Annotated in this window: 16 protein-coding genes and 1 pseudogene; 2 read left to right on the top strand and 15 right to left on the bottom strand. The window is 68.0% G+C overall.

Going from position 1 to position 20,096, the window contains the following annotated elements:
• Positions 1 to 35 precede the first annotated feature (35 nt).
• The 7 genes and pseudogenes from trkA to ccsA all read right to left on the bottom strand — a co-directional run.
• Positions 36 to 1,442: pseudogene (trkA, locus tag ABVN73_RS17015) on the bottom strand (Trk system potassium transporter TrkA); the annotation flags it as partial.
• A gap of 13 nt (positions 1,443 to 1,455) precedes the next feature.
• A complete protein-coding gene (locus ABVN73_RS17010) occupies positions 1,456 to 2,856 on the bottom strand; it encodes a sigma-54 dependent transcriptional regulator (protein WP_353860789.1) in 1,401 nt (466 codons plus the stop codon).
• Positions 2,846 to 5,095, bottom strand: coding sequence for a PAS domain-containing sensor histidine kinase (locus tag ABVN73_RS17005; RefSeq protein ID WP_353860788.1), 2,250 nt, complete (start codon positions 5,093 to 5,095; stop codon positions 2,846 to 2,848). The genes ABVN73_RS17010 and ABVN73_RS17005 overlap by 11 nt, the downstream gene beginning before the upstream one ends.
• A 258-nt stretch (positions 5,096 to 5,353) precedes the next feature.
• Positions 5,354 to 6,799 (bottom strand): nitrogen regulation protein NR(I), encoded by a 1,446-nt coding sequence (gene ntrC / locus ABVN73_RS17000; RefSeq protein WP_353860787.1) that lies wholly within the window; start codon positions 6,797 to 6,799, stop codon positions 5,354 to 5,356.
• Positions 6,796 to 7,998: an ATP-binding protein gene (locus tag ABVN73_RS16995; protein WP_353860786.1), complete on the bottom strand. Its 1,203-nt coding sequence runs from the start codon at positions 7,996 to 7,998 to the stop codon at positions 6,796 to 6,798. The genes ntrC and ABVN73_RS16995 overlap by 4 nt, the downstream gene beginning before the upstream one ends.
• Complete coding sequence (gene dusB / locus ABVN73_RS16990; protein ID WP_353860785.1) at positions 7,998 to 8,984, bottom strand: tRNA dihydrouridine synthase DusB; 987 nt, start codon at positions 8,982 to 8,984, stop codon at positions 7,998 to 8,000. The genes ABVN73_RS16995 and dusB overlap by 1 nt, the downstream gene beginning before the upstream one ends.
• A 124-nt stretch (positions 8,985 to 9,108) precedes the next feature.
• A complete protein-coding gene (gene ccsA / locus ABVN73_RS16985) occupies positions 9,109 to 9,924 on the bottom strand; it encodes a cytochrome c biogenesis protein CcsA (protein WP_353860784.1) in 816 nt (271 codons plus the stop codon).
• A gap of 181 nt (positions 9,925 to 10,105) precedes the next feature.
• Between ccsA and ABVN73_RS16980 the strand changes: the two genes are divergently transcribed.
• The gene (locus tag ABVN73_RS16980) at positions 10,106 to 11,290 is read left to right on the top strand and encodes a bifunctional 2-C-methyl-D-erythritol 4-phosphate cytidylyltransferase/2-C-methyl-D-erythritol 2,4-cyclodiphosphate synthase (RefSeq protein WP_353860783.1); all 1,185 of its coding nucleotides are present in this window, start codon (positions 10,106 to 10,108) and stop codon (positions 11,288 to 11,290) included.
• 61 nt (positions 11,291 to 11,351) lie between these two features.
• Entirely contained in the window at positions 11,352 to 11,855 is a 504-nt protein-coding gene (locus ABVN73_RS16975; protein ID WP_145700164.1) for a CinA family protein, read from the top strand.
• A gap of 13 nt (positions 11,856 to 11,868) precedes the next feature.
• Here ABVN73_RS16975 and ABVN73_RS16970 read toward each other — a convergent pair whose 3' ends face one another.
• From ABVN73_RS16970 to ABVN73_RS16935, 8 genes are all read right to left on the bottom strand, one after another.
• The gene (locus ABVN73_RS16970; protein ID WP_353860782.1) at positions 11,869 to 12,336 is read right to left on the bottom strand and encodes a type II toxin-antitoxin system RatA family toxin; all 468 of its coding nucleotides are present in this window, start codon (positions 12,334 to 12,336) and stop codon (positions 11,869 to 11,871) included.
• Positions 12,337 to 12,380: 44 nt separating this feature from the next.
• Positions 12,381 to 13,337, bottom strand: a complete 957-nt coding sequence (gene lipA, locus ABVN73_RS16965) for a lipoyl synthase (protein ID WP_137116308.1) — start codon at positions 13,335 to 13,337, stop codon at positions 12,381 to 12,383.
• A 260-nt stretch (positions 13,338 to 13,597) separates the two neighbouring features.
• A complete protein-coding gene (lpdA, locus tag ABVN73_RS16960; protein WP_353860781.1) occupies positions 13,598 to 14,995 on the bottom strand; it encodes a dihydrolipoyl dehydrogenase in 1,398 nt (465 codons plus the stop codon).
• Between the two features lie 13 nt (positions 14,996 to 15,008).
• Positions 15,009 to 16,364, bottom strand: coding sequence for a pyruvate dehydrogenase complex dihydrolipoamide acetyltransferase (locus tag ABVN73_RS16955; RefSeq protein ID WP_353860780.1), 1,356 nt, complete (start codon positions 16,362 to 16,364; stop codon positions 15,009 to 15,011).
• A 13-nt stretch (positions 16,365 to 16,377) separates the two neighbouring features.
• The gene (locus ABVN73_RS16950) at positions 16,378 to 17,775 is read right to left on the bottom strand and encodes a pyruvate dehydrogenase complex E1 component subunit beta (protein ID WP_353860779.1); all 1,398 of its coding nucleotides are present in this window, start codon (positions 17,773 to 17,775) and stop codon (positions 16,378 to 16,380) included.
• Between the two features lie 78 nt (positions 17,776 to 17,853).
• A complete protein-coding gene (gene pdhA / locus ABVN73_RS16945; RefSeq protein WP_353860778.1) occupies positions 17,854 to 18,870 on the bottom strand; it encodes a pyruvate dehydrogenase (acetyl-transferring) E1 component subunit alpha in 1,017 nt (338 codons plus the stop codon).
• Positions 18,871 to 19,082: 212 nt separating this feature from the next.
• Positions 19,083 to 19,454 carry a septum formation initiator family protein gene (locus ABVN73_RS16940; RefSeq protein ID WP_014198780.1) on the bottom strand — a complete coding sequence of 124 codons (372 nt, stop codon included), beginning with the start codon at positions 19,452 to 19,454 and terminating at the stop codon, positions 19,083 to 19,085.
• A gap of 164 nt (positions 19,455 to 19,618) precedes the next feature.
• Positions 19,619 to 20,005, bottom strand: coding sequence for an acyl-CoA thioesterase (locus ABVN73_RS16935; protein ID WP_040135423.1), 387 nt, complete (start codon positions 20,003 to 20,005; stop codon positions 19,619 to 19,621).
• Positions 20,006 to 20,096: the final 91 nt, after the last annotated feature.

Below are 20,096 nucleotides of genomic sequence, written 5' to 3'. Positions count from 1 at the left end.
TTTTTTGTTGGTGCCAAAAACGATACGGGAGGCGATCAGAAGAATTCAAGCCGGACGGCGAACATCTTTTCCACCTTTTTCACCTGACCGGCGGTGGCCAGGATGATGACGCGGTCCTTGGGGCGGATCACCGTGGCCGGGCGCGGGATGATCACCTCGTCGCCGCGCACGATGGCGCCGACGATGACCCCGGAGGGCAGCTTCACCTCGCGCAGCGGCGTGTTCACCACGGCGGAGGTTTCCAGCGCCTCCGCCTCGATGACCTCGGCGAAGCCGTCGCGCAGGCTGTGCACCGCGCGGATGCGGCCGCGGCGGACGTGCTGGAGGATGTTCGACACGGTGATGGCGCGCGGGCTGACCACCGCGTCGATCCCCAGCGGCGACACCAGCGAGGTGTAGGACGCCTTGTTGATCAGCGTGATGGCGCGCTTCGCGCCGTGCCGCTTGGCGAGCAGCGAGGAGAGGATGTTGCCCTCGTCGTCGTTGGTCACGGCGACCACCGTCTCGGTGGCGCGGACGTTCGCCTCCTCCAGGATTTCCGGGTCCAGCCCGTCGCCGTGCAGCACCATGGTGCGCGACAGGCGCTGCGCCACGAACTGGGCGCGGCTGCGGTTCATCTCGATGATGCGGGCGGTGACGTGGGGGTATTTCGCCTCCAGTTCCTCGGCCAGGCACAGCCCGATGTTGCCGCCGCCCAGGATGATGATGCGGCGGGCCTCGACCTCCTCGTGGCCGAAGGCGGCCATGGCGCGGTTCAGGTGGCGGTTGTCGCAGGCGAAATAGACCTCGTCGCCGGGCAGCATCTGGTCGTCGCCACCGGGAATGAAGGAGCGGTCGTTGCGGATGATCGCCACCACCTCCAGCCCGAGGTCGGGGAACAGCCCGGTCAGCTGGCGCAGCGGCGTGTGCAGCACCGGACAGGTTTCCGTGCACAGCACGCCGACCACGCGGACCTTGCCGTCCGCCAGCGGGATCATGTCGAAGGCCCCCGGCACCTGCAGCCGGCGGGCGATGGCCCGCGCCACCGCGATCTCCGGCGAGATGATGACGTCGATCGGCATGTGGTCGCGGCTGAACAGGTCCGCCCAGATCGGCTTCAGGTAGCTCTGGTTGCGGACACGGGCGATCTTGGTCGGCACCTTGAACAGCGCGTGCGCGACCTCGCAGGCCACCATGTTGATCTCGTCGATCTGGGTGACCGCGATGATCATGTCGGTCTCGCCCGCCCCCGCCGCCTCCAGAACGTCGGGATGGGAGGCGTGACCGACCATGGCCTGCACGTCGAGCGTGTCGCTGATCCGCTGGATGAGTTCCGGCGAATGGTCGATCACCGTGACGTTGTTGCCTTCGGACGCCAGATAGCGCGCGATGTTCGAGCCGACCTGCCCGGCCCCGCAAACGATGACCTTCACGGCCTTTGCACCCTTCCCTGCCCCACTTGCGTCGGTGACGCGCTCACTCGACGAACAGTTTGCCCTTTTCGCTGCCGTGCACGCCGAGCGATTTCAGCTTCCGGTGCAGGGCGGAGCGCTCCATCCCAACGAAGGAGGCGGTGCGGGAAATGTTGCCGCCGAAGCGGGTCACCTGGGCCAGCAGATACTCGCGCTCGAACACCTCGCGGGCCTCGCGGAGCGGCAGTCCCATGATCTCGCCCCCCTTGTCCCATTTCAGGACAGTGGGGGTGATGGCGCCAATCTCCGGCGGAAGCTGGTCGGCGCGGATCGGCTCCTTGGGGTCGCCCTGCGCCATGATGAGCAGCCAGTCGACCACGTTGCGCAGCTGGCGCACGTTGCCCGGCCAGTCGTAGGCCTGGAGCGCCGCCATGGCGTCCTCGCCGAATTCCCGGATCGGCAGGCCGGCGGCTTCGGCGGAGCGCTGCATGAAATGGCGGGCCAGCAGCGGAATGTCCTCGCGCCGCTCGGCCAGCGAGGGCACGCGGATCGGAACGACGGCCAGCCGGTAGAACAGGTCCTGGCGGAAGCGGCCCTGGTCGATCTCCGCCTGGAGGTCGCGGTTGGAGGTGGCGACGACGCGCACGTCCACCTCGACCCGCTGGCCGCCGCCGACCCGCTCGAAGACCTGTTCCTGCAGGGCGCGGACGATCTTGCCCTGGGTTTCCAGAGGCATGTCGGCCACCTCGTCGAGCAGCAGCGTGCCGCCGTGCGCCTGTTCGAAGGTGCCGATCTTGCGCCCGCCGCCGTCCACCCCGGCCTCCGTCCCGAACAGCTCCATCTCCAGCCGGTCGGGGCGCATGGTGGCGCAGTTCAGCCCGACGAAGGGGCCGCCGGCCCGGCGCGAGCGCGCGTGGATCAGGCGGGCCACCACCTCCTTGCCGGAACCGGCGGGGCCGGTGATGAGGACGCGGCTTCCGGTGGGCGCGACCTTCTCGATGCTCTGGCGGACGTGGTTGACGGCGGTGGACCGGCCGACCAGCTCCACCTCGCCGCCGGCGCGCAGCTTCAGCTCCTCGTTCTCGCGCTTCAGCCGGGCCGCCTCGATGGCGCGGTCCACCATCAACAGCAGCCGGTCGGCCTTGAAGGGCTTTTCGATGAAGTCGTAGGCGCCGATCTTGATCGCCGAAACGGCGGTCTCAATGTTGCCGTGGCCCGAGATCATGATGACCGGCAGGTTCCGGTGGTCGCGCATCAGCTGCTCGAGGATCTGAAGCCCGTCCAGCCGGCTTCCCTGCAGCCAGATGTCCAGAACCACGAGGCTCGGCCGGCGCGCGGACACCTGGGCGAACGCCTGGTCGGCGTCGGCGGCCTCGCGCGTCTTCATACCTTCGTCGTTCAGGATGCCGGCGATCAGCATCCGGATGTCCGCTTCGTCGTCGACGATCAGAATGTCATGCGCCATGGGCTGCGTGCCTCTTCTCTTCACCGCTCTCCGCCGGCGTGCCAACGCCGCCGGGGACGTCGCCCGCGGCCGTGCCGGAGCTGGTGGACGTGTTGGGGATGACCAGACCGACGCGCGCCCCGCCGCCTTCGCGGTCCTCCAGGGTCAGCACGCCGCCATGGTCCTCCATGATCTTCTTGACGATTGCCAACCCCAGCCCCGTGCCTTTGGCGCGCGTGGTCACATAGGGTTCGGTCAGCCGGTCGCGCTCCTCGGTCGGCAGGCCCTTGCCGTTGTCCTCGACGATCACGGCGATGCGCTCGGCATCGGCCTCGACCCGGATGGCGACATGGCCGGGCGGCGGTTCCGTTCCATCGGCGGGCGGCGGGCGCCCCTCGATGGCGTCCGCGGCGTTCTGCAGAAGGTTGGTCAGCGCCTGGCTGATCTGGCGGCTGTCGCAGGGCACGGTCAGCGGCCCCTGGGGAAGCGCCATGTCGAACTTGATCTTGCCGGCGTGCGCGCTGGACTGCAGGAAAACCGCCTGCCGGACGAGGTCGTTGAGGTTGCAGGGCTTCATCACCGGCTGCGGCATGCGCGCGAAGGCCGAGAACTCGTCCACCATCCGCCGGATGTCGTCCACCTGCCGGACGATGGTGTCCGTGCACATGGTGAAGACCTCGGTGTCGCTGGTGATCTCCTTCAGGTACTTGCGGCGCAACCGCTCGGCGGAGAGCTGGATCGGCGTCAGCGGGTTCTTGATCTCGTGGGCGATGCGGCGGGCGACGTCGGCCCAGGCCGCCTTGCGCTGGGCGGAAACCAGCTCGGTGATGTCGTCGAAGGTCACGACATAACCGCGAATCTCCCCGCTGCCCCGCCCTTCGGTGGAGATGCGGACGAGCAGGGTCAGCGGCGTCGTGCCGGGGCGGCGGATCTGGATCTGGTCCTGCACCACCCGGCCGGGGCGGCCGGGCGCGTGGTCGAGAAGCTCCCCCATCTCGGGCGACAGCTCGGCCAGCCGCATCCCGATCAGGCTTTCCGCGTCCTCGACGCCCAGCAGACGCGCGGCCGAGAAGTTCGGCAGGGTGATGCGCCCTTCGGCGTCCAACCCGATCACGCCTGCCGACACGCCGCCCAACACGGTCTCGGTGAAGCGGCGGCGCTCGTCGATCAAGCGGTTGGCGGAGAGGAGTTCGTGCCGCTGGCTTTCGATCTCGGTCGTCATGCGGTTGAAGGCGCGCGACAGCAGGCCAAGCTCGTCCTCGCCCGGCGGTTCGGTGACGCGGACGGTCAGGTCGCCGGCGCGCACGCGCTCCGCAGCGCCGATCAGGGCGCTGATCGGCCGCGCCAGCCGCGTCGCGAAGATCAGCCCCGCCCACACCGCGGCCAGCAGCAGGAGAAGCGCCACGACGAGGAAGATCAGGGTGAAGGTGATCTGCAGGCTGCCGCGCTGGCTTTCCAGCGCCCCGAACTCCCGCACCGCCCCTTCCGCCGAGGCCATGTGCGACAGCACGCGCGGCTCGACCATGCGGCCGACATAGAGATAGGTGTCGGCGAAGCGGTCGAGCCGGACCAGGGCCCGCACGCGGTCGTCGTTCTCGCTGACGATCATCGCCACCTCGCCGCGGCGGGCGGTGGCGAGCTTGTCGTCAGGGATCGGATCGAACTCCAGGGCGAAGGTGTAGCCGGAGCGCGCGACGATGGCGCCGGTCGTCCCGTTGAAGACGATCGCCTCCGACAGGGCGCGCAGCATCGCCTGGGTGGCGACCACCTGCTCGAACCGCTCCGGATCGCTGGCGAGGCGCGCCGCCTCCTGATTCAGGTCGTTCGCCATGGCGAGCGCGTCGGCGCGGATGTTCTGCTGGTGCTCGTGCAGATAGGCGCTGGCGACGGCCAGCGATTCGTTGACCGCGGTGCGCACCCGTTCGCTGAACCAGGACTGCACGCCGACATAGAAGAAGACCGTGGAAAAAATGGCCATGATGATGGCCGGCGCGACGGCGAGCAGGCTGAACACCGCGACCAGCCGCACATGCATCTGCGACCCGGCGAGGCCGCGCCGCCGTCCGATCCACAGATAGACGATGCGCCGGGCGATCAGCACGCCGAGCAGCAGCAGAAGCGCCAGATCGAGGGTGAGCAGCCACGTGACGGTGCGCGGGTTGGTTTCCCCGAACGGCGCGCTCTCCGTCAGCGCCGTGTAGGTCGCGAAGCCGGCCACCAGGGCGGCCAACGACAGCGCGAAGGCAAGCCGCTTCGCCAACCCGATCCGGGTTGCCCAGCGAAGGAACTGCTGCCAAAGCGGCGTTGCGGTCTCAGGGGGTGTGGGCGACATCAATCCGGCAACCAGTCTGTTGCCAGAATGATACACGAGCTGTTGCCGTCCTGCCAAGCGGCAACCCCTCTGCCTTTCGCACAGTCCCGAAGGAGCATTGCGAAGGACAGAGGCACCGGATGCCTGTCGCAAAAAGAACACGCTGTGGGAAGGGAGCGACGCCCGGCCGACCCGCCGGGCGCCGGATCACTTCAACCCGCGAACCACCTGGATGTCGAGATCGCGGATCTTCTTGCGCAGCGTGTTGCGGTTGAGACCGAGCAGTTGCGCCGCCTTGATCTGGTTGCCCCGCGTGGCCGAGAGGCTGAGCGAGATCAGCGGCCGTTCCACCTCGCGCAGCACCCGGTCATACAGGCCGTTCGACGGCATGCCGTCCTTGTGCGCGGCGAAATAGTCCTTCAAATGCCGCTCCACGGCGGCGGACAGCCCTTCCCCCTGCGGCTCCTCCACCGGCTGGGCGGCTGGTGTGGCGTCGGCAAGCTCCGCCTCCACCACGTCCAACCCGATGACCTCCTGCGAATAAAGCGCGGCGAGGCGGCGAACCAGATTCTCCAGCTCGCGCACGTTGCCCGGCCAGCGGTAGCGCTTCAACCGGTCCATGGCGGGCTGGTCGATGCTCTTCACCGGCAGCCCCTGGGCCGAACACTGGTTCAGGAAGTGGCGGACCAGGAGCGGCACGTCCTCCGTACGCTCGCGCAGCGGCGGCAGGCGGATGGGAACGACGCACAGGCGGTAGAACAGGTCCTCGCGGAACAGGCCCTGGCGGATCAGGGTGCGCAGGTCGCGGTGGGTGGCCGCGACGATGCGTACGTCCGTCTTGATGGGCGTACGCCCGCCGACCGTGGTGTACTCGCCCTCCTGCAGGACGCGCAGCAGGCGGGTCTGCGCCTCCAGCGGCATGTCGCCGATCTCATCGAGGAACAGCGTGCCGCCCTGGGCCTGCTCGAAGCGGCCGGTGGAGCGGTTGGTCGCCCCGGTGAAGGCGCCCTTCTCGTGGCCGAACAGTTCGGATTCGATCAGCTCGCGCGGGATGGCCGCCATGTTGATGGCGACGAAGGGCCCGTTGCGCCGCTTGCCGTAATCGTGCAGCGCCCGCGCCACCAGCTCCTTGCCGGTGCCCGACTCGCCGGTGATCGTCACCGTCAGGTCGGTGCCCATCAAACGGGCAAGGACGCGGTAGATCTCCTGCATCGCCGGCGAGCGGCCGATCAGGGGAAGCTGCTCGTCCGCCTCCCCGGCGTCGGCCGGCAGCGGAGCCGGCGGGGTGTTGGAGTTCAGCGCCCGCTCGACGACCGAGACCAGCTCCTTCAGGTCGAAGGGCTTGGGCAGATACTCGAAGGCGCCGCGCTCCGCCGCCTTCACGGCGGTGATCAGCGTGTTCTGGGCGCTCATCACGATGATGCGCAGGTCCGGCCGGATCTTCTTGATCCGCGGGATCAGGTCCAGCCCGTTCTCGTCGGGCATCACCACGTCGGTGATGATGAGGTCGCCCTGCCCGTCCGCCACCCAGCGCCAGAGCGTGGAGGCGTTGCCGGTGGTCCGGACCTCGTGCCCGAGACGGGCGAGCGCCTGGGTCAGGACGGTGCGGATGGCGCGGTCGTCGTCCGCGACCAGGATCGTGGCTGCACTCATCCGATGGTCCCTCGGATGCCTCTGGCCGGTGCCGGATCGCCGCTCATCTGCGCTTCATCGAACATGGGTAGCGAAACCTTGAAGACGGTGCGGCGCGGCTGGCTGTCAAACTCGATGACGCCGCCGTGATCGCCGACGATTTTGGCTACCAATGCAAGCCCCAGGCCAGTCCCATTGACCTTCGTCGTAATGAACGCATCGAACAGGTTGGACCGCAGGTCGTCGGGTATGCCGTCCCCATTATCCTGAACGGACACCAGCAACGGCAGATGCAGACGGGTGTCGCCGCCGGGCAGGGCCATGCGGACGCCATGCTGATAAGATGTGCTGAGTATGATCTCGCCGCCCGATTCCGGTGCAGCTTCTGCCGCATTTTTAATCAGGTTGAGGAAAATCTGGATAAGCTGGTCGCGGTTGCCGTAGACCGGCGGCAGGGACGGGTCGTACCGCTCGATGAAGCGGATGTTCCGCGCGAAGCCGCTCTGGGCCACCTTCCGGACGTGCTCCAGGACGGTGTGGATGTTCACGGCGTCCCGCTCCAGAGGCCGCTGGTCGGAAAACACCTCCATCCGGTTGACCAGGGCGACGATGCGGTCGGCCTCGTCGCAGATCAGCCGTGTCAGCACCCGGTCGGACTCGCTGCAGTTCTCCTCCAGGAGCTGAGCGGCGCCGCGGATTCCCGACAGCGGGTTCTTCACCTCGTGCCCCAGCATCGACGCCATGGCGGTGACCGAGCGGGCGGCGTTGCGGTGGGTCAGCGAGTTGTCGATCTTTCGGGCCAGCGTGCGCTCGTTGACCGTCAGCAGAACATGGTCGGCCGGCTCGCCCAGCGCGGTGACCCGCACGGTGACGTGGTGCGGACCGATGCGCGGCGTGTCGATGACGACACCTTCCTGGGAGGCGCGATGGCGGCCCTGCTGCACCTGCTCGATCAGCTGGCTGACCGGGCTGTTGGGTGGCAGCAGCTCCGCCAGGGGCATGCCTTCCATCATGGCGGCGGACAGGCCGAAGAATTCCTGCGCCTCCAGATTCACGTAGCGGATGTCGCCGGCGCCATCGACGACCAGCACGGGGTCCGGAAGGGCGTTCAACATGATGGACGGGTCGATGCTGGAGCGGACGGGACGATAGGAACCGGAGGGCGCACGGGGCCGCGTCGGGCGGCGGGGCAGTGGAGCAGCGGCAGATGCACGGGCCATCAGGCAGCCATCCTTTCGATCGCCGGGGCGTAGAAGTCGCGGATGAAGCCGCGCACTCGTTCGGGATCGGACATGCGGTTGACCTCCGAGCGGAATTCGGCGGAGTCGCGCAGGCCCGTGGAGTACCAGGAGATGTGCTTGCGGGCGACGCGCAGCCCGCCCTCGACGCCGTAATGGGTCAGCATGGCGTCGTAATGCTCCAGCAGCGTGTCGAGCTGCTCTTGGAGCGGCGGGTCGGGCAACCGCTCGCCGGTGCGGATGTAATGCATCACCTGGGCGGGGAACCAGGGCCGCCCGTAGGCGCCGCGCCCGATCATCACCCCGTCGGCGCCGGACTCGGCGAGCGCGCGGTCCACGGCGTCGAAGGAGGTGATGTCGCCATTGACCACCACCGGGATCGACACCGCCTCCTTCACGGAGCGGATGAAGGACCAGTCGGCGGTGCCGGTGTAGAACTGCTCGCGGGTGCGGCCGTGGACGGTGACCAGCTTGATCCCGCACTCCTCCGCAATGCGGGCCAGCTGGGGGGCGTTCAGGCTGTTGTCGTCCCATCCCTTGCGCATCTTCAGCGTCACCGGGATGGAAACGGCCTTCACCGTGGCCTCCAGGATGCGGGCGGCGAGCGCCTCGTCGCGCATCAGGGAGGAACCGGCGTGGCCGTTGACCACCTTCTTCACCGGGCAGCCGAAGTTGATGTCGACGACGGCCGCTCCGCGGTCCTCGTTCAGCTTCGCCGCCTCGGCCATCACCTCGGGCTCGCAGCCGGCGAGCTGGACCGCCATGGGGAACTGCTCCGGCTCGCATTCGACCATGCGCAGGGTCTGGCGGTTTTCGCGGATCATCGCCTGGCTCGCGACCATCTCGGACACGACCAGCCCGCAGCCGGACTGTTTTACCAGCCGCCGGAACGGCAGGTCCGTGACGCCGGACATAGGGGCGAGGATCACCGGACCCTCAAGCGAGATGGTGCCGATTTGAATGGCCATGTTCACCTGCCCACATGATGGGCACATTAGCGATATGATGAGAATTTGTGCAGGGTAGCACAGCGTTTCGGCATGTTGCAAGCGCACATCCCGCGAGCGCCGCGGTGGCTGTCATGCGGCGGGGTTAGCCGATCAGAACGTCGGTGACGAATTTGACGCCCGGATAGGCGAGGGTCAGCAGCAGATAGGCGATCAGCACGAGACGCGCCGCCATCCGTCCGCGCACGCCGGTGCGGGCATGGGCCAGCAGCAACCCGCCGATGACGACGAAGCTGGCGACCGACAGAAGCGTCTTGTGGTCGGGGCGCAGCGGCGCGCCGGTTTCGTAATAGAGCACCGCCATTCCCGTGGCGAGACCGGCGCCCAGCACCGCCTCCGACGCGGCGAGCAGATGGAGTTGCATGCGCTCGCTTTCCGCCACCGGGGGCAGGAAGCGGGTCAACGGAGTTGGGCGTTTCGATTTCAGCGCCCGCTCCTGCAGGAAGGCGGCGAGCGACGCCACCGCGGCCATGGTCAGCAGCGCGTAGGTGATGACCGACACCGCGATGTGTAGGTCGATCCAGATGCCCGGCGCCCCGCCGCGCAGCACCGGCGCCGGTGCCTGCTGGGCCAGCGTCGCGAAGGCACCGACGGTCAGCAGATAGGGCAGCAGCAGCGGCGACAGCCGCCACGCCGACCGGGTCACCGCGCTCATCGCCATGAACAGCAGCATGCAGGCGGCAATGGTCACCCACAGCGCCGTGGACAGGCCGGTGTGCCAGCGTCCCGCCACCTGGGTCAGCGCCCAGGCCGCCGGCCCGGCGAATCCCAGCGCCAGGGCGCCCCAGAAATAGGCGGACCGCCCGTCCGCCCCCTGCCCCGCGATCCGGTGGTACGGGTAGATGGACGCCGGCAGCAGCGCCACGAGCGCGGTCAGGCTGTACACGATGTTCTGCGACATGCGGCGGACCCGTGCCCTTCTCTGCGGAAACCCAAAGTCGCTGTCGGACAAGTCTCTGAAGCCCTTGGCGGAACGCCGGCGAGCGGCTAGGCTCCGGGGCGTTCGGCCGCCATGACGTAAGCGTCACGCGGACGGCCCGTCAAGCGCGGATACCATAGCCCAAACGGCGGGGAAACGCCCCATGTCTTCCTTGAACGCGTCTTCCTTGAACGCGTCTTCCTGCATCGCCCTGATCGTCGCCGCCGGGACCGGCCAGCGGTTCGGCGCCGAGCGGCCCAAGCAATATCTCGACTTGGCCGGCCGGCCCGTTCTGCGGCGCACGGTCGAGGCTTTCCGGCGCCACCCCAAGGTGAGCGCGGTGCGCGTCGTCATCAATCCCGCGTTTCGCGATCTCTACGATGCGGCGGTCGCGGGGCTCGACCTGCCCGAGCCGGTTGCCGGCGGGGCGTCCCGCCAGGATTCGGTGCGCAACGGGCTGGAGGCGCTGGCCGAGTCGGCGCCGGACCTCGTGCTGATCCACGACGCGGCCCGCCCGCTGATCGATTCCGAAACCATCGACGCGGTGATCGCCGCGCTGGGCACCCACCCCGCGGCGCTGGCCGCCGTTCCGGTCATCGATACGCTGAAGCGCGGCACGGACGGGCTGGTGGCCGGCACGGTGGACCGCGGCGGCCTGTGGCGCGCCCAGACCCCGCAGGGCTTCCGCTTTCCCGACATCCTGGCCGCGCACCGCGCCGCCGCCGGGCTGGAACTGACCGACGACGCAGCGGTCGCCGAACGCGCCGGGCTGCCGGTCGCTCTGGTCCCCGCCAGTGAGGAGAATTTCAAGGTGACCACCCCCGACGACCTGACCCGCGCCGCCCGGGCGCTCGACGCCGCCCTGTCGGACATCCGCACCGGATCGGGATTCGATGTGCACCGCTTCGCCGAGGGCGACCACGTCACGCTCTGCGGTGTGCGGGTGCCGCACACGCACCGGCTGGAAGGCCATTCGGACGCCGACGTCGGGCTGCACGCACTCACCGACGCCATCCTGGGCGCGCTCTGCGCCGGGGACATCGGCAGCCATTTCCCGCCCAGCGACCCGCAATGGCGCGGCGCCGACAGCGCGCTGTTCCTGAAACACGCGGCGGAGCTGGTGACGGCGCGCGGCGGGCGGATCGCCCATGTCGACGTGACGATCATCTGCGAGCGCCCGAAGGTCGGCCCGCACCGCGAGGCGATGACCGCGCGTGTTGCCGAAATTCTGGGCATGCCGGTGGACCGGGTCAGCGTGAAGGCGACGACGACGGAGCGGCTGGGCTTCACCGGGCGCGGCGAGGGCATCGCGGCGCAGGCGATGGCGACGGTCCGCCTACCGGGATAGGTCTTCTCAGCCCCCTCCCCTCCGGGAGAGGGGATCTTGAACGACGACGAAAGGGACCCGCATGTTTCCCGATCACATCCGCGAACTCGCCGCCAAGCTGCTCGCCGAGTACGAGTTGGCCGGCTACACCCTGGCGACCGCCGAATCCTGCACGGGCGGCCTCATCGCGGGAGCGCTGACCGACATCGCCGGCTCGTCCAAGGTGGTGGACCGCGGATTCGTCACCTATTCCAACGTCGCCAAGTCCGAGATGCTCGGCGTGCCACCCAGCCTGATCTACGCCCACGGCGCGGTCAGCCCGGAGGTGGCGGTGGCCATGGCGGTGGGCGCCCTGGCGAAGTCGAAGGCCGACGTGACTGTGGCGGTGACCGGAGTCGCCGGCCCCGGCGGTGGAACGCCGGAGAAGCCGGTCGGGCGGGTCTACATCGCCACGGCGGTCCGCCGCGGCGCCGCCAAGCACAAGGAATACACGTTCCCGGGCGACCGCGAGGCGGTGCGGCTGGCGACCGTGCAGACCGCGCTGGAGCGGCTGCGCACGGCCCGCCCGGAAACCGCGATTCGCTGAGAGGGAGCGGGCCTCAGGCGGTCCGCGCCGCGGCCGGCCGGGTGGCGCCGGCGCCGTAGAGCTGGGCGGCGCGGGTCTCGAAGGCCTGCACCATGCGGCGCACGGCCTCGTTGAACAGCACGCCCATGATCTTCTGCAGCATCTTCGAGCGGAACTCGAAGTCCACATAGAAATCCACGCAGACGCCGCCCTCGTGCGGGGTGAAGATCCAGTGGTTGTTCAGGTACTGGAACGGCCCCTCGGTGTACTGGACGTTGATGCGGCGGTTCGCCTCGTCCAGCTCCACCCGCGAGGTGAAGCGTTCGCGGACCATCTTGAAGCCGATGACGAGGTCCGCGAACATCACGTCGCCTTCGCGACGGCGGATGCGGGCGGCGAGGCACCAGGGCAGGAATTCCGGATACTTCTCCACATCGGCGACCAGCCGGTACATCTGCTCCGGCGTGTAGGGAAGAACCTTCTTTTCCGCGTGCGTCGGCATACCCGCTCCGTTTCTCTTTCGGCCGCCTCTCAGCCCGCCGCCCTTCAGCCCGCCGTTGCCGCGAGCTTGCGGAGGCGAGCCTCCCGCAGCTTGGCGAAGTCCGCCCCCGCGTGATAGCTGGAGCGGGTCAGCGGCGTCGAGGCCACCATCAGGAAACCCTTGCCGCGGCCAAGTGTTGCGTAGCTCTGGAATTCTTCCGGAGTCACGAACCGGTCCACCGCCGCGTGCTTGGGTGTCGGCTGGAGGTACTGGCCGATCGTCATGAAGTCAACATCGGCGGCGCGCAGGTCGTCCATCACCTGCCCGACTTCCTCCTTCGTCTCGCCCAGCCCGACCATGATTCCGGACTTGGTGAACATGGACGGGTCCAGCTCCTTCACCCGCGCCAGAAGCTGCAGCGACGTGAAGTAGCGCGCGCCCGGACGGATCGTCGGGTAAAGGCGCGGGGCGGTCTCCAGATTGTGGTTGAAGACGTCGGGCTTCGCCTCGACCACCACCTCCACCGCACCCTTCTTCTTCTGGAAGTCGGGGGTCAGGATTTCGATGGTCGTGTCGGGCGACGCCGCGCGGATGGCGCGGATGGTCCGGGCGAAATGCTCCGCCCCGCCGTCCTCCAGGTCGTCGCGATCCACCGAGGTGACGACGACGTGGCTCAGCTTCAGCTGGGCCACCGCCTCGCCCACGTTGTCCGGCTCGTGCGGATCGAGCTGGTCCGGGCGCCCCGTGCCGACGTTGCAGAAGGCGCAGCCGCGGGTGCAGACGGACCCGAGAATCATGAAGGTCGCGTGCTTGTGCTTCCAGCACTCCCCGATGTTCGGGCAGGCGGCTTCCTCGCACACGGTGTTGAGCTTGAGACCGCGCATCAGGTTGCGCGTCTCGTTGTATTCCTGGCTGGTCGGCGCCTTGACGCGAATCCAGCCCGGTTTGCGCTGGATCGGGTTGTCGGGCTTGTGGGCCTTTTCGGGATGGCGAAGCTTCTCGGGGTGATCGGCCACGGTCATGGTCTGAAGTGCTCCCACGGGCTGCCCGGTGGCAGCGCCGATGCTGAACGGTAACGCGCCGCCAACCGCACGAGGGGGGCGCAGGGAACGGCGCAAAGCCGGCGGTCGCGGTCCCGCCGGATAGGCCGGAATGACCGACCGGTCAAGTCTGATTATCGGCCGCGACGAAACAACGCCGCCAAAATGATGACGGAGTCGCAAACGTTGCTCCCCCGCCCCGGAGGGCGAGGGAGAAAACGACCGCCGATCAGACCCGCCACTTAGAAGTGGATGGCCCGGCCGTAGGCATCAAGAACCGACTCGTGCATCATTTCCGACAGGGTCGGATGCGGGAACACCGTCTGCATCAGCTCCTGCTCGGTGGTCTCCATGGTCTTGGCGACCGTGTAGCCCTGGATCAGCTCCGTCACCTCGGCGCCGACCATGTGGGCGCCCAGCAGCTCGCCGGTCTTCGCGTCGAACACGGTCTTCACTATGCCGTCCGCCTCGCCGAGCGCGATGGCCTTGCCGTTGCCGATGAAGGGGAAGCGGCCGACGCGGACCTCGTAGCCCGCCTCCTTCGCCTTCTTCTCGGTCAGGCCGACCGACGCGATCTGCGGGTGCGAGTAGGTGCAGCCCGGGATGTTGCGGACGTCGAGCGCGTGCGGGTGCTTGCCGGCGATGTGCTCGACGGCGATCACGCCCTCGTGGCTGGCCTTGTGGGCGAGCCAGGGAGCCCCCGTCACGTCGCCGATGGCGTAGACGCCCGGCTCGTCGGTCTGGCAGTTGGCGTTGGTCTTGATGTGGCCGCGGTCGGTCTGGACTTTGGTGTTCTCCAGGCCCAGGTTTTCCGTGTTCGGCGAAATGCCGACGGCGAGGATCACGCGGTCGACCGTGATGTCCTCGGTCTTGCCGTTGGCCTCAACCGCCACCGTCACGCTGTCGGCGCCCTTGCGCAGGTTGCCGGCCTTGCCGTTGGTGATGATCCGCATGCCCTGCTTTTCGAACTGCTTGCGGGCGAAGGCCGAGATTTCCTCGTCCTCGACCGGCAGGATGCGGTCCATCACCTCGACCACCGTCACCTTGGCCCCCAGCTCGTTGTAGAAGCTGGCGAACTCGATGCCGATGGCGCCGGAGCCGATGACCAGCAGCGACTTCGGCGTCGTGTTCGGGGTCATCGCCTTGCGGTAGGTCCAGACGAGGTTGCCATCGTCCTCCAGACCCGGCAGGGTGCGGGCGCGGGCGCCCGTGGCGATGATGATGTTCTTCGCCCCGAAGGTGCCGACCGCCGCACCGCCCTTGGTCACGGCCACCTGCCCCTTGCCGAGCAGCTTGGCCTCGCCCTCGATGACGGCGACCTTGTTCTTCTTCAGCAGGTGCTTGACGCCGCCGTTGAGTTGCCCCGCCACCTTGCGGGACCGCTGGACGACCTTGTCCAGGTCGAAGGACGGGTTCTGGATGACCAGCCCGTACTCCGTGGCGTGCTTGGCGTTGCGCAGCACCTCGGCGGAGCGCAGAAGCGCCTTGGTCGGGATGCAGCCCCAGTTGAGGCAGATGCCGCCGAGGTTCTCACGCTCCACCACCGCGGTGCTGAGGCCGAGCTGGGCGGCGCGGATCGCCGCTACATAGCCGCCCGGACCGCCGCCGATGACGATGAGGTCGTAGTTCATGTCAGCCATGGTCCGCGTCCCCTTACAGCAGCATGCTCAGCGGGTCCTCGATCAGCTTCTTGAAAGCCGCGAGGAATTCCGCACCCTGCGCGCCGTCGGCGACGCGGTGGTCCACGGTGACCGAGACGGTCATCACGGTGGCGATGGCGAGCGCGCCGTTCTTCACGACCGGACGCTGCTCGCCGGCGCCGACCGCCATGATGCAGGCCTGCGGCGGGTTGATGATCGCCGCGAACTCCCGGATGCCGTACATGCCTAGGTTGGAGATCGAGAAGGTGCCGCCCTGATACTCTTCCGGCTTCAGCTTGCCGTCGCGGGCGCGCTCCGCCAGACCCTTCATCTCGTTGGAGATCTCGGCCAGCCCCTTGGTCTCCGCCTTCTTGACGATGGGCGTGATCAGGCCGGTCGGGGTGGCCACGGCGACCGAGATGTCGACGTGGTCGTAGCGGAGGATGGCCTCCTCCGACCAGGCGGCGTTGATGTTCGGGAACTTCTTCAGCGTCAGCGCGGCGGCGCGGATGACGAAGTCGTTGACCGACAGCTTGTAGTCCTTGGAGCGGGCGTTCAGGTCGGCGCGGACCTTCAGCAGCGCGTCCAGCTCGCAGTCGATGGCCAGGAAGTAATCCGGCACCGTCTGCTGCACCTCGGTCAGACGACGGGAGATCGTCTTGCGCATCGAGCTGTTCGGCTGCGCCTTGTAGCGCATGCCCAGCTTGTCCGACAGGTCCTTGGCGTCGATGCCCGCGGCCTTCGGGGCCGGAGCGGCGGCGGCCGGAGCAGCCGCCGGGGCCGCGGCGGGAGCCTGGGCGGCGGCCTGCGGAGCGGCGGCCTTGGCGGTGCCGCCGGCCTTCGCGGCCTCGATGTCGGCCTTGACGATACGGCCGTTCGGGCCGGTGCCCGTGATGGCCTTCAGGTCGAGACCGGCCTGCTCGGCCAGACGGCGGGCCAGCGGGCTGGCGAACACGCGGCCACCGCCCTGGGTGGCGGAGGCGGCGGCCTGCGGTGCCGGAGCGGGGGCAGCCGCAGCCTGCGGGGCCGGAGCCGCCGCCGGAGCGGAAGCCGCCGGGGCCGGAGCCGCGGCGGGCGCCGCGGCCGGAGCGGGAGCGGCGGCCTTGGCGAGCGCGCTGTCGTCCTCGCCCTCTTCCAGCAGCACGGCGATCGGGGTGTTCACCGCGACGCCCTGCGTGCCGGCCTGCACGAGGATCTTGCCGAGACGGCCTTCGTCGGCCGCCTCCACTTCCATGGTGGCCTTGTCGGTCTCGATCTCGGCGATCACGTCGCCGGACTTCACCGCGTCGCCTTCCTTCTTCAGCCACTTCGCGAGGTTGCCCTCGGTCATGGTCGGAGAGAGGGCGGGCATCAGAATCTGGATGGTCATTCGCTCGCCCTCCTTACTTGCGGTAGCAGGCCTTCTTCGCCGCTTCCGCGATGCGGTCGGGCGAAGGAAGGACGAGCTTTTCCAGGTTCGCCGCGTAGGGCATCGGCACGTCGAGGCCGGTCACGCGGATCACCGGGGCGTCCAGATAGTCGAAGGCCTGCTCCATCATCAGGGCCGACAGTTCGGCGCCGATGCCGCAGGTCGGCCAGGCCTCCTCCACGGTGATGAGGCGGTTGGTCTTCTTGACCGAGTTGACGATGGTCTCGGTGTCGAGCGGACGGATGGTGCGCAGGTCGATGACCTCGGCGCTGATCCCGTCCTTCTCCAGCAGGTCGGCGGCGGCGAGCGCGTAGCTGACCATCAGCGAATGGGCGGTGATGGTCACGTCCGTGCCGGCGCGGCGGATCTTGGCGCGGCCGATCGGAACGATGAAGTCCTCGCTCTCCGGCACCTCGAAGGACTGGCCGTAGAGGATCTCGTTCTCGAGGAAGATGACCGGGTTCGGATCCCGGATGGCCGACTTCATCAGGCCCTTGAAGTCCGACGCGCTGTAGGGGGCGACGACCTTCAGGCCGGGCACGCTGGCGTACCAGGGGGTGAAGTCCTGGCTGTGCTGGGCGGCGACGCGGGCGGCCGCGCCGTTCGGGCCGCGGAACACGATCGGGCAACCCATCTGGCCGCCGGACATGTACAGCGTCTTGGCGGCGGAGTTCACGATGTGGTCGATCGCCTGCATCGCGAAGTTGAAGGTCATGAACTCGACGATCGGGCGCAGGCCGCGGAAGGCCGCGCCAACGCCCAGGCCGGCGAAGCCAATCTCGGTGATCGGCGTGTCGATGACGCGGTCGGCGCCGAACTCCTGGAGCAGGCCCTGCGACACCTTGTAGGCGCCCTGGTACTGCGCGACCTCCTCGCCCATCAGGAAGACGGTCGGGTCGCGGCGCATCTCTTCGGCCATGGCGTCGCGCAGCGCTTCGCGGACGGTCTTCTTCACCGTCTTGTCGAAGAACTTGTCCTCGTCCGAAGCCGGCGGCGCGGCGGCCGGGCCGCTGGCCGGACCGACCGGCAGGGTGGCCGGGGCGTGCGCGCCCGTGTCCTTCACCACCGGCTCGGCGGTGACCTTCGGGGCCGGCACCGGGGAGCCGGACACGGCATCGGTGACGCTCTCGCCCTCGCCGAGGATCACGGCGATGGGGGTGTTCACGGCGACGTTCTCGGTGCCCTCGGCGACCAGGATCTTGCCGATGCGGCCCTCGTCGACCGCCTCGACCTCCATGGTCGCCTTGTCGGTCTCGATCTCGGCGAGCACGTCGCCGGACTTGACCTCGTCACCTTCTTTTTTGACCCACTTCGCCAGCTTGCCCTCGGTCATGGTGGGCGACAGGGCCGGCATCAGCACTTCGATCGGCATTCCTCAACCTCCGGCGGCGCGGGTTCACCGGGAGGCGAAGCCTCCGGCCCTCGGCGCCGCTCCTGCTTATCGTTGTCGTCAGGCTTCGACCAGGACGTCGGTCCACAGCTCCGAGGGATCGGGCTCGGGGCTCTGCTGCGCGAATTCGGCAGCCTCGGTCACCACGGCCTTGACCTCGCGGTCGATCTCTTTGAGCTGGTCCTCGGTCACGTAAGCGCCTTCCAGCAGGACGCGCTTCAGGTTGTCGATCGGATCGGACTCGCTCCGCATCTTCTCGACCTCCTCCTTGGTCCGGTACTTGGCCGGGTCGGACATCGAGTGGCCGCGGTAGCGGTAGGTCTTCATCTCGAGGATGACCGGGCCGTTGCCGGCGCGGATGTACTCCACCCACTTGTCGGCGGCCTCGCGGACCTCGAGGACGTCCATGCCGTTGACCTGATGGCCGGGAATGCCGTAGGCCGCGCCGCGCTGGTGCAGTTCGCCCGCCGAGGCGCGCTCCTGCGAGGTGCCCATGGCGTACTTGTTGTTCTCGATCACGTAGAGCACCGGCAGCTTCCACAGCGCCGCCATGTTGAAGCTCTCGTAAACCTGGCCCTGGTTGATGGCGCCGTCGCCGCAATAGACCGCGGACAGTCCATCATCCTTGTTGTACTTGTGCGAGAAGGCGAGACCGGTGCCCAGCGGGACCTGCGCGCCGACGATGCCGTGGCCGCCGTAGAAGTTCTTCTCGCGGCTGAACATGTGCATCGAGCCGCCCTTGCCCTTGGAGTAGCCTCCACGGCGGCCGGTCAGCTCAGCCATCACACCCTTCGGGTCCATGCCGCAGGCCAGCATGTGGCCATGGTCACGGTAGCTGGTGATGACGTCGTCGTTGTCCTTGAGCGCGGCCTGGATGCCGACCACGACGGCTTCCTGGCCGATGTAGAGGTGGCAGAAACCGCCGATGAGGCCCATGCCGTAGAGCTGGCCCGCCTTCTCCTCGAAGCGGCGGATCAGCAGCATCTCGCGGTAGTACTTGATCAGGTCCTCGGTCGAAGCGGCCTGCTTCGAAGCGGAGTCAGTCTGCGCCTTCGGACGGCGTCGTGACGCGGCCATGTTTCCTCCCCAGGGTTTATGCAGCGACGGCAAGCGAACAGCTAGGGCTGCAGCACGTTGCGAGGGTACATCCCACTTATGAGGGTGCATCCCCCTCGCACCGGAAGCGGATGCGGGGCGCACAGTACACGACAAGCGCACAGGACGCAAATATCTGTTTTTAAACGCGAAATTCGGCGTTAACCGGCTTTCGGTTAATTCACTGATATGACCTACTTCTCAGCGCTAGCATCACCTTCGACCTGCGCCGGGGGGAGTGCGATTATGACGTCGCGGGGCCCTGAAAGGTTCAACATCGTGCGCGCGCGCTCGTCCAGCATGTCGCGGTCGAGGTGGTCGCTGCGCATCAGTTGCGCGCGGCGGTCCATCCGCTCGCGCTCGGCCTTCACCTGGTCCAGGACGGATTCCGCCGTGGCGATCTCCGCCTTCAGGTGGTTCATGGCGAGCAGCCCGCGGTCCCCCTGGACGGCGTAATAGACGAAGTAGGCGACGACGCAGGAGCCGATGGCCGGCCCGATAGCCTGGCGAAGGGCGCTTTTGGCGGCGCGTTTCAGCGAGTCGGTGAGGTTCTGGAGCATGGTCATGGCGGCATGATGGAATCATACGCGATTCCTTCGGTCAAACGGAAAAGAAGCAATCCGAAAGAATTCACCGCGCCATGCTCTTTGCGCCGCCGAGTAATAGGCGGCCTACACCCCCAAAGGAGAATGACACAGCGCACAACCTTCGAAAGAAGGCGGGTTGCGCTTCACTCCGGCGGGACCTCGCGCGGGCGGCGGTCCTCGCCGATGGCGACGTAGGTGAACACGCCCTCCGTCACCTTGATCGCCTCCCCCGCGCTGCGCTGGCGGCGCACCCAGGTCTCCACCCGGACGCGGATGGAGGTGCGGCCGACCTTGGTGACATGGGCGAAGCAGCTCACCTCGTCGCCGACATAGACCGGCTTGTGGAAGGTCATCGCCTCGATCCCCACCGTCGCGACGCGCCCGCCGGCGCGGCGCAGGGCGGCGACGCCGCCGGCCAGATCCATCTGGGACAGCAGCCAGCCGCCGAAGATGTCGCCGTTGGGGTTGGTGTCCGCCGGCATGGCGATGGTTCGCAGCGCCGGGCCGCCTTCCATATCCGGGTGGGCCATATCCGGGTGGACTTGGTTCTGATCGGTGGGAGTGCCGTCGCTCATCGTGCCTCCGCCCTCGTTCGTTCCGGGGTCGAAAAAGCGCATCACA

The sequence above is a fragment of the Azospirillum formosense genome (assembly GCF_040500525.1).
GTDB classification, from domain to species: Bacteria; Pseudomonadota; Alphaproteobacteria; order Azospirillales; family Azospirillaceae; genus Azospirillum; species Azospirillum formosense_A.
This window is presented reverse-complemented; position numbering and strand designations above follow the sequence as displayed.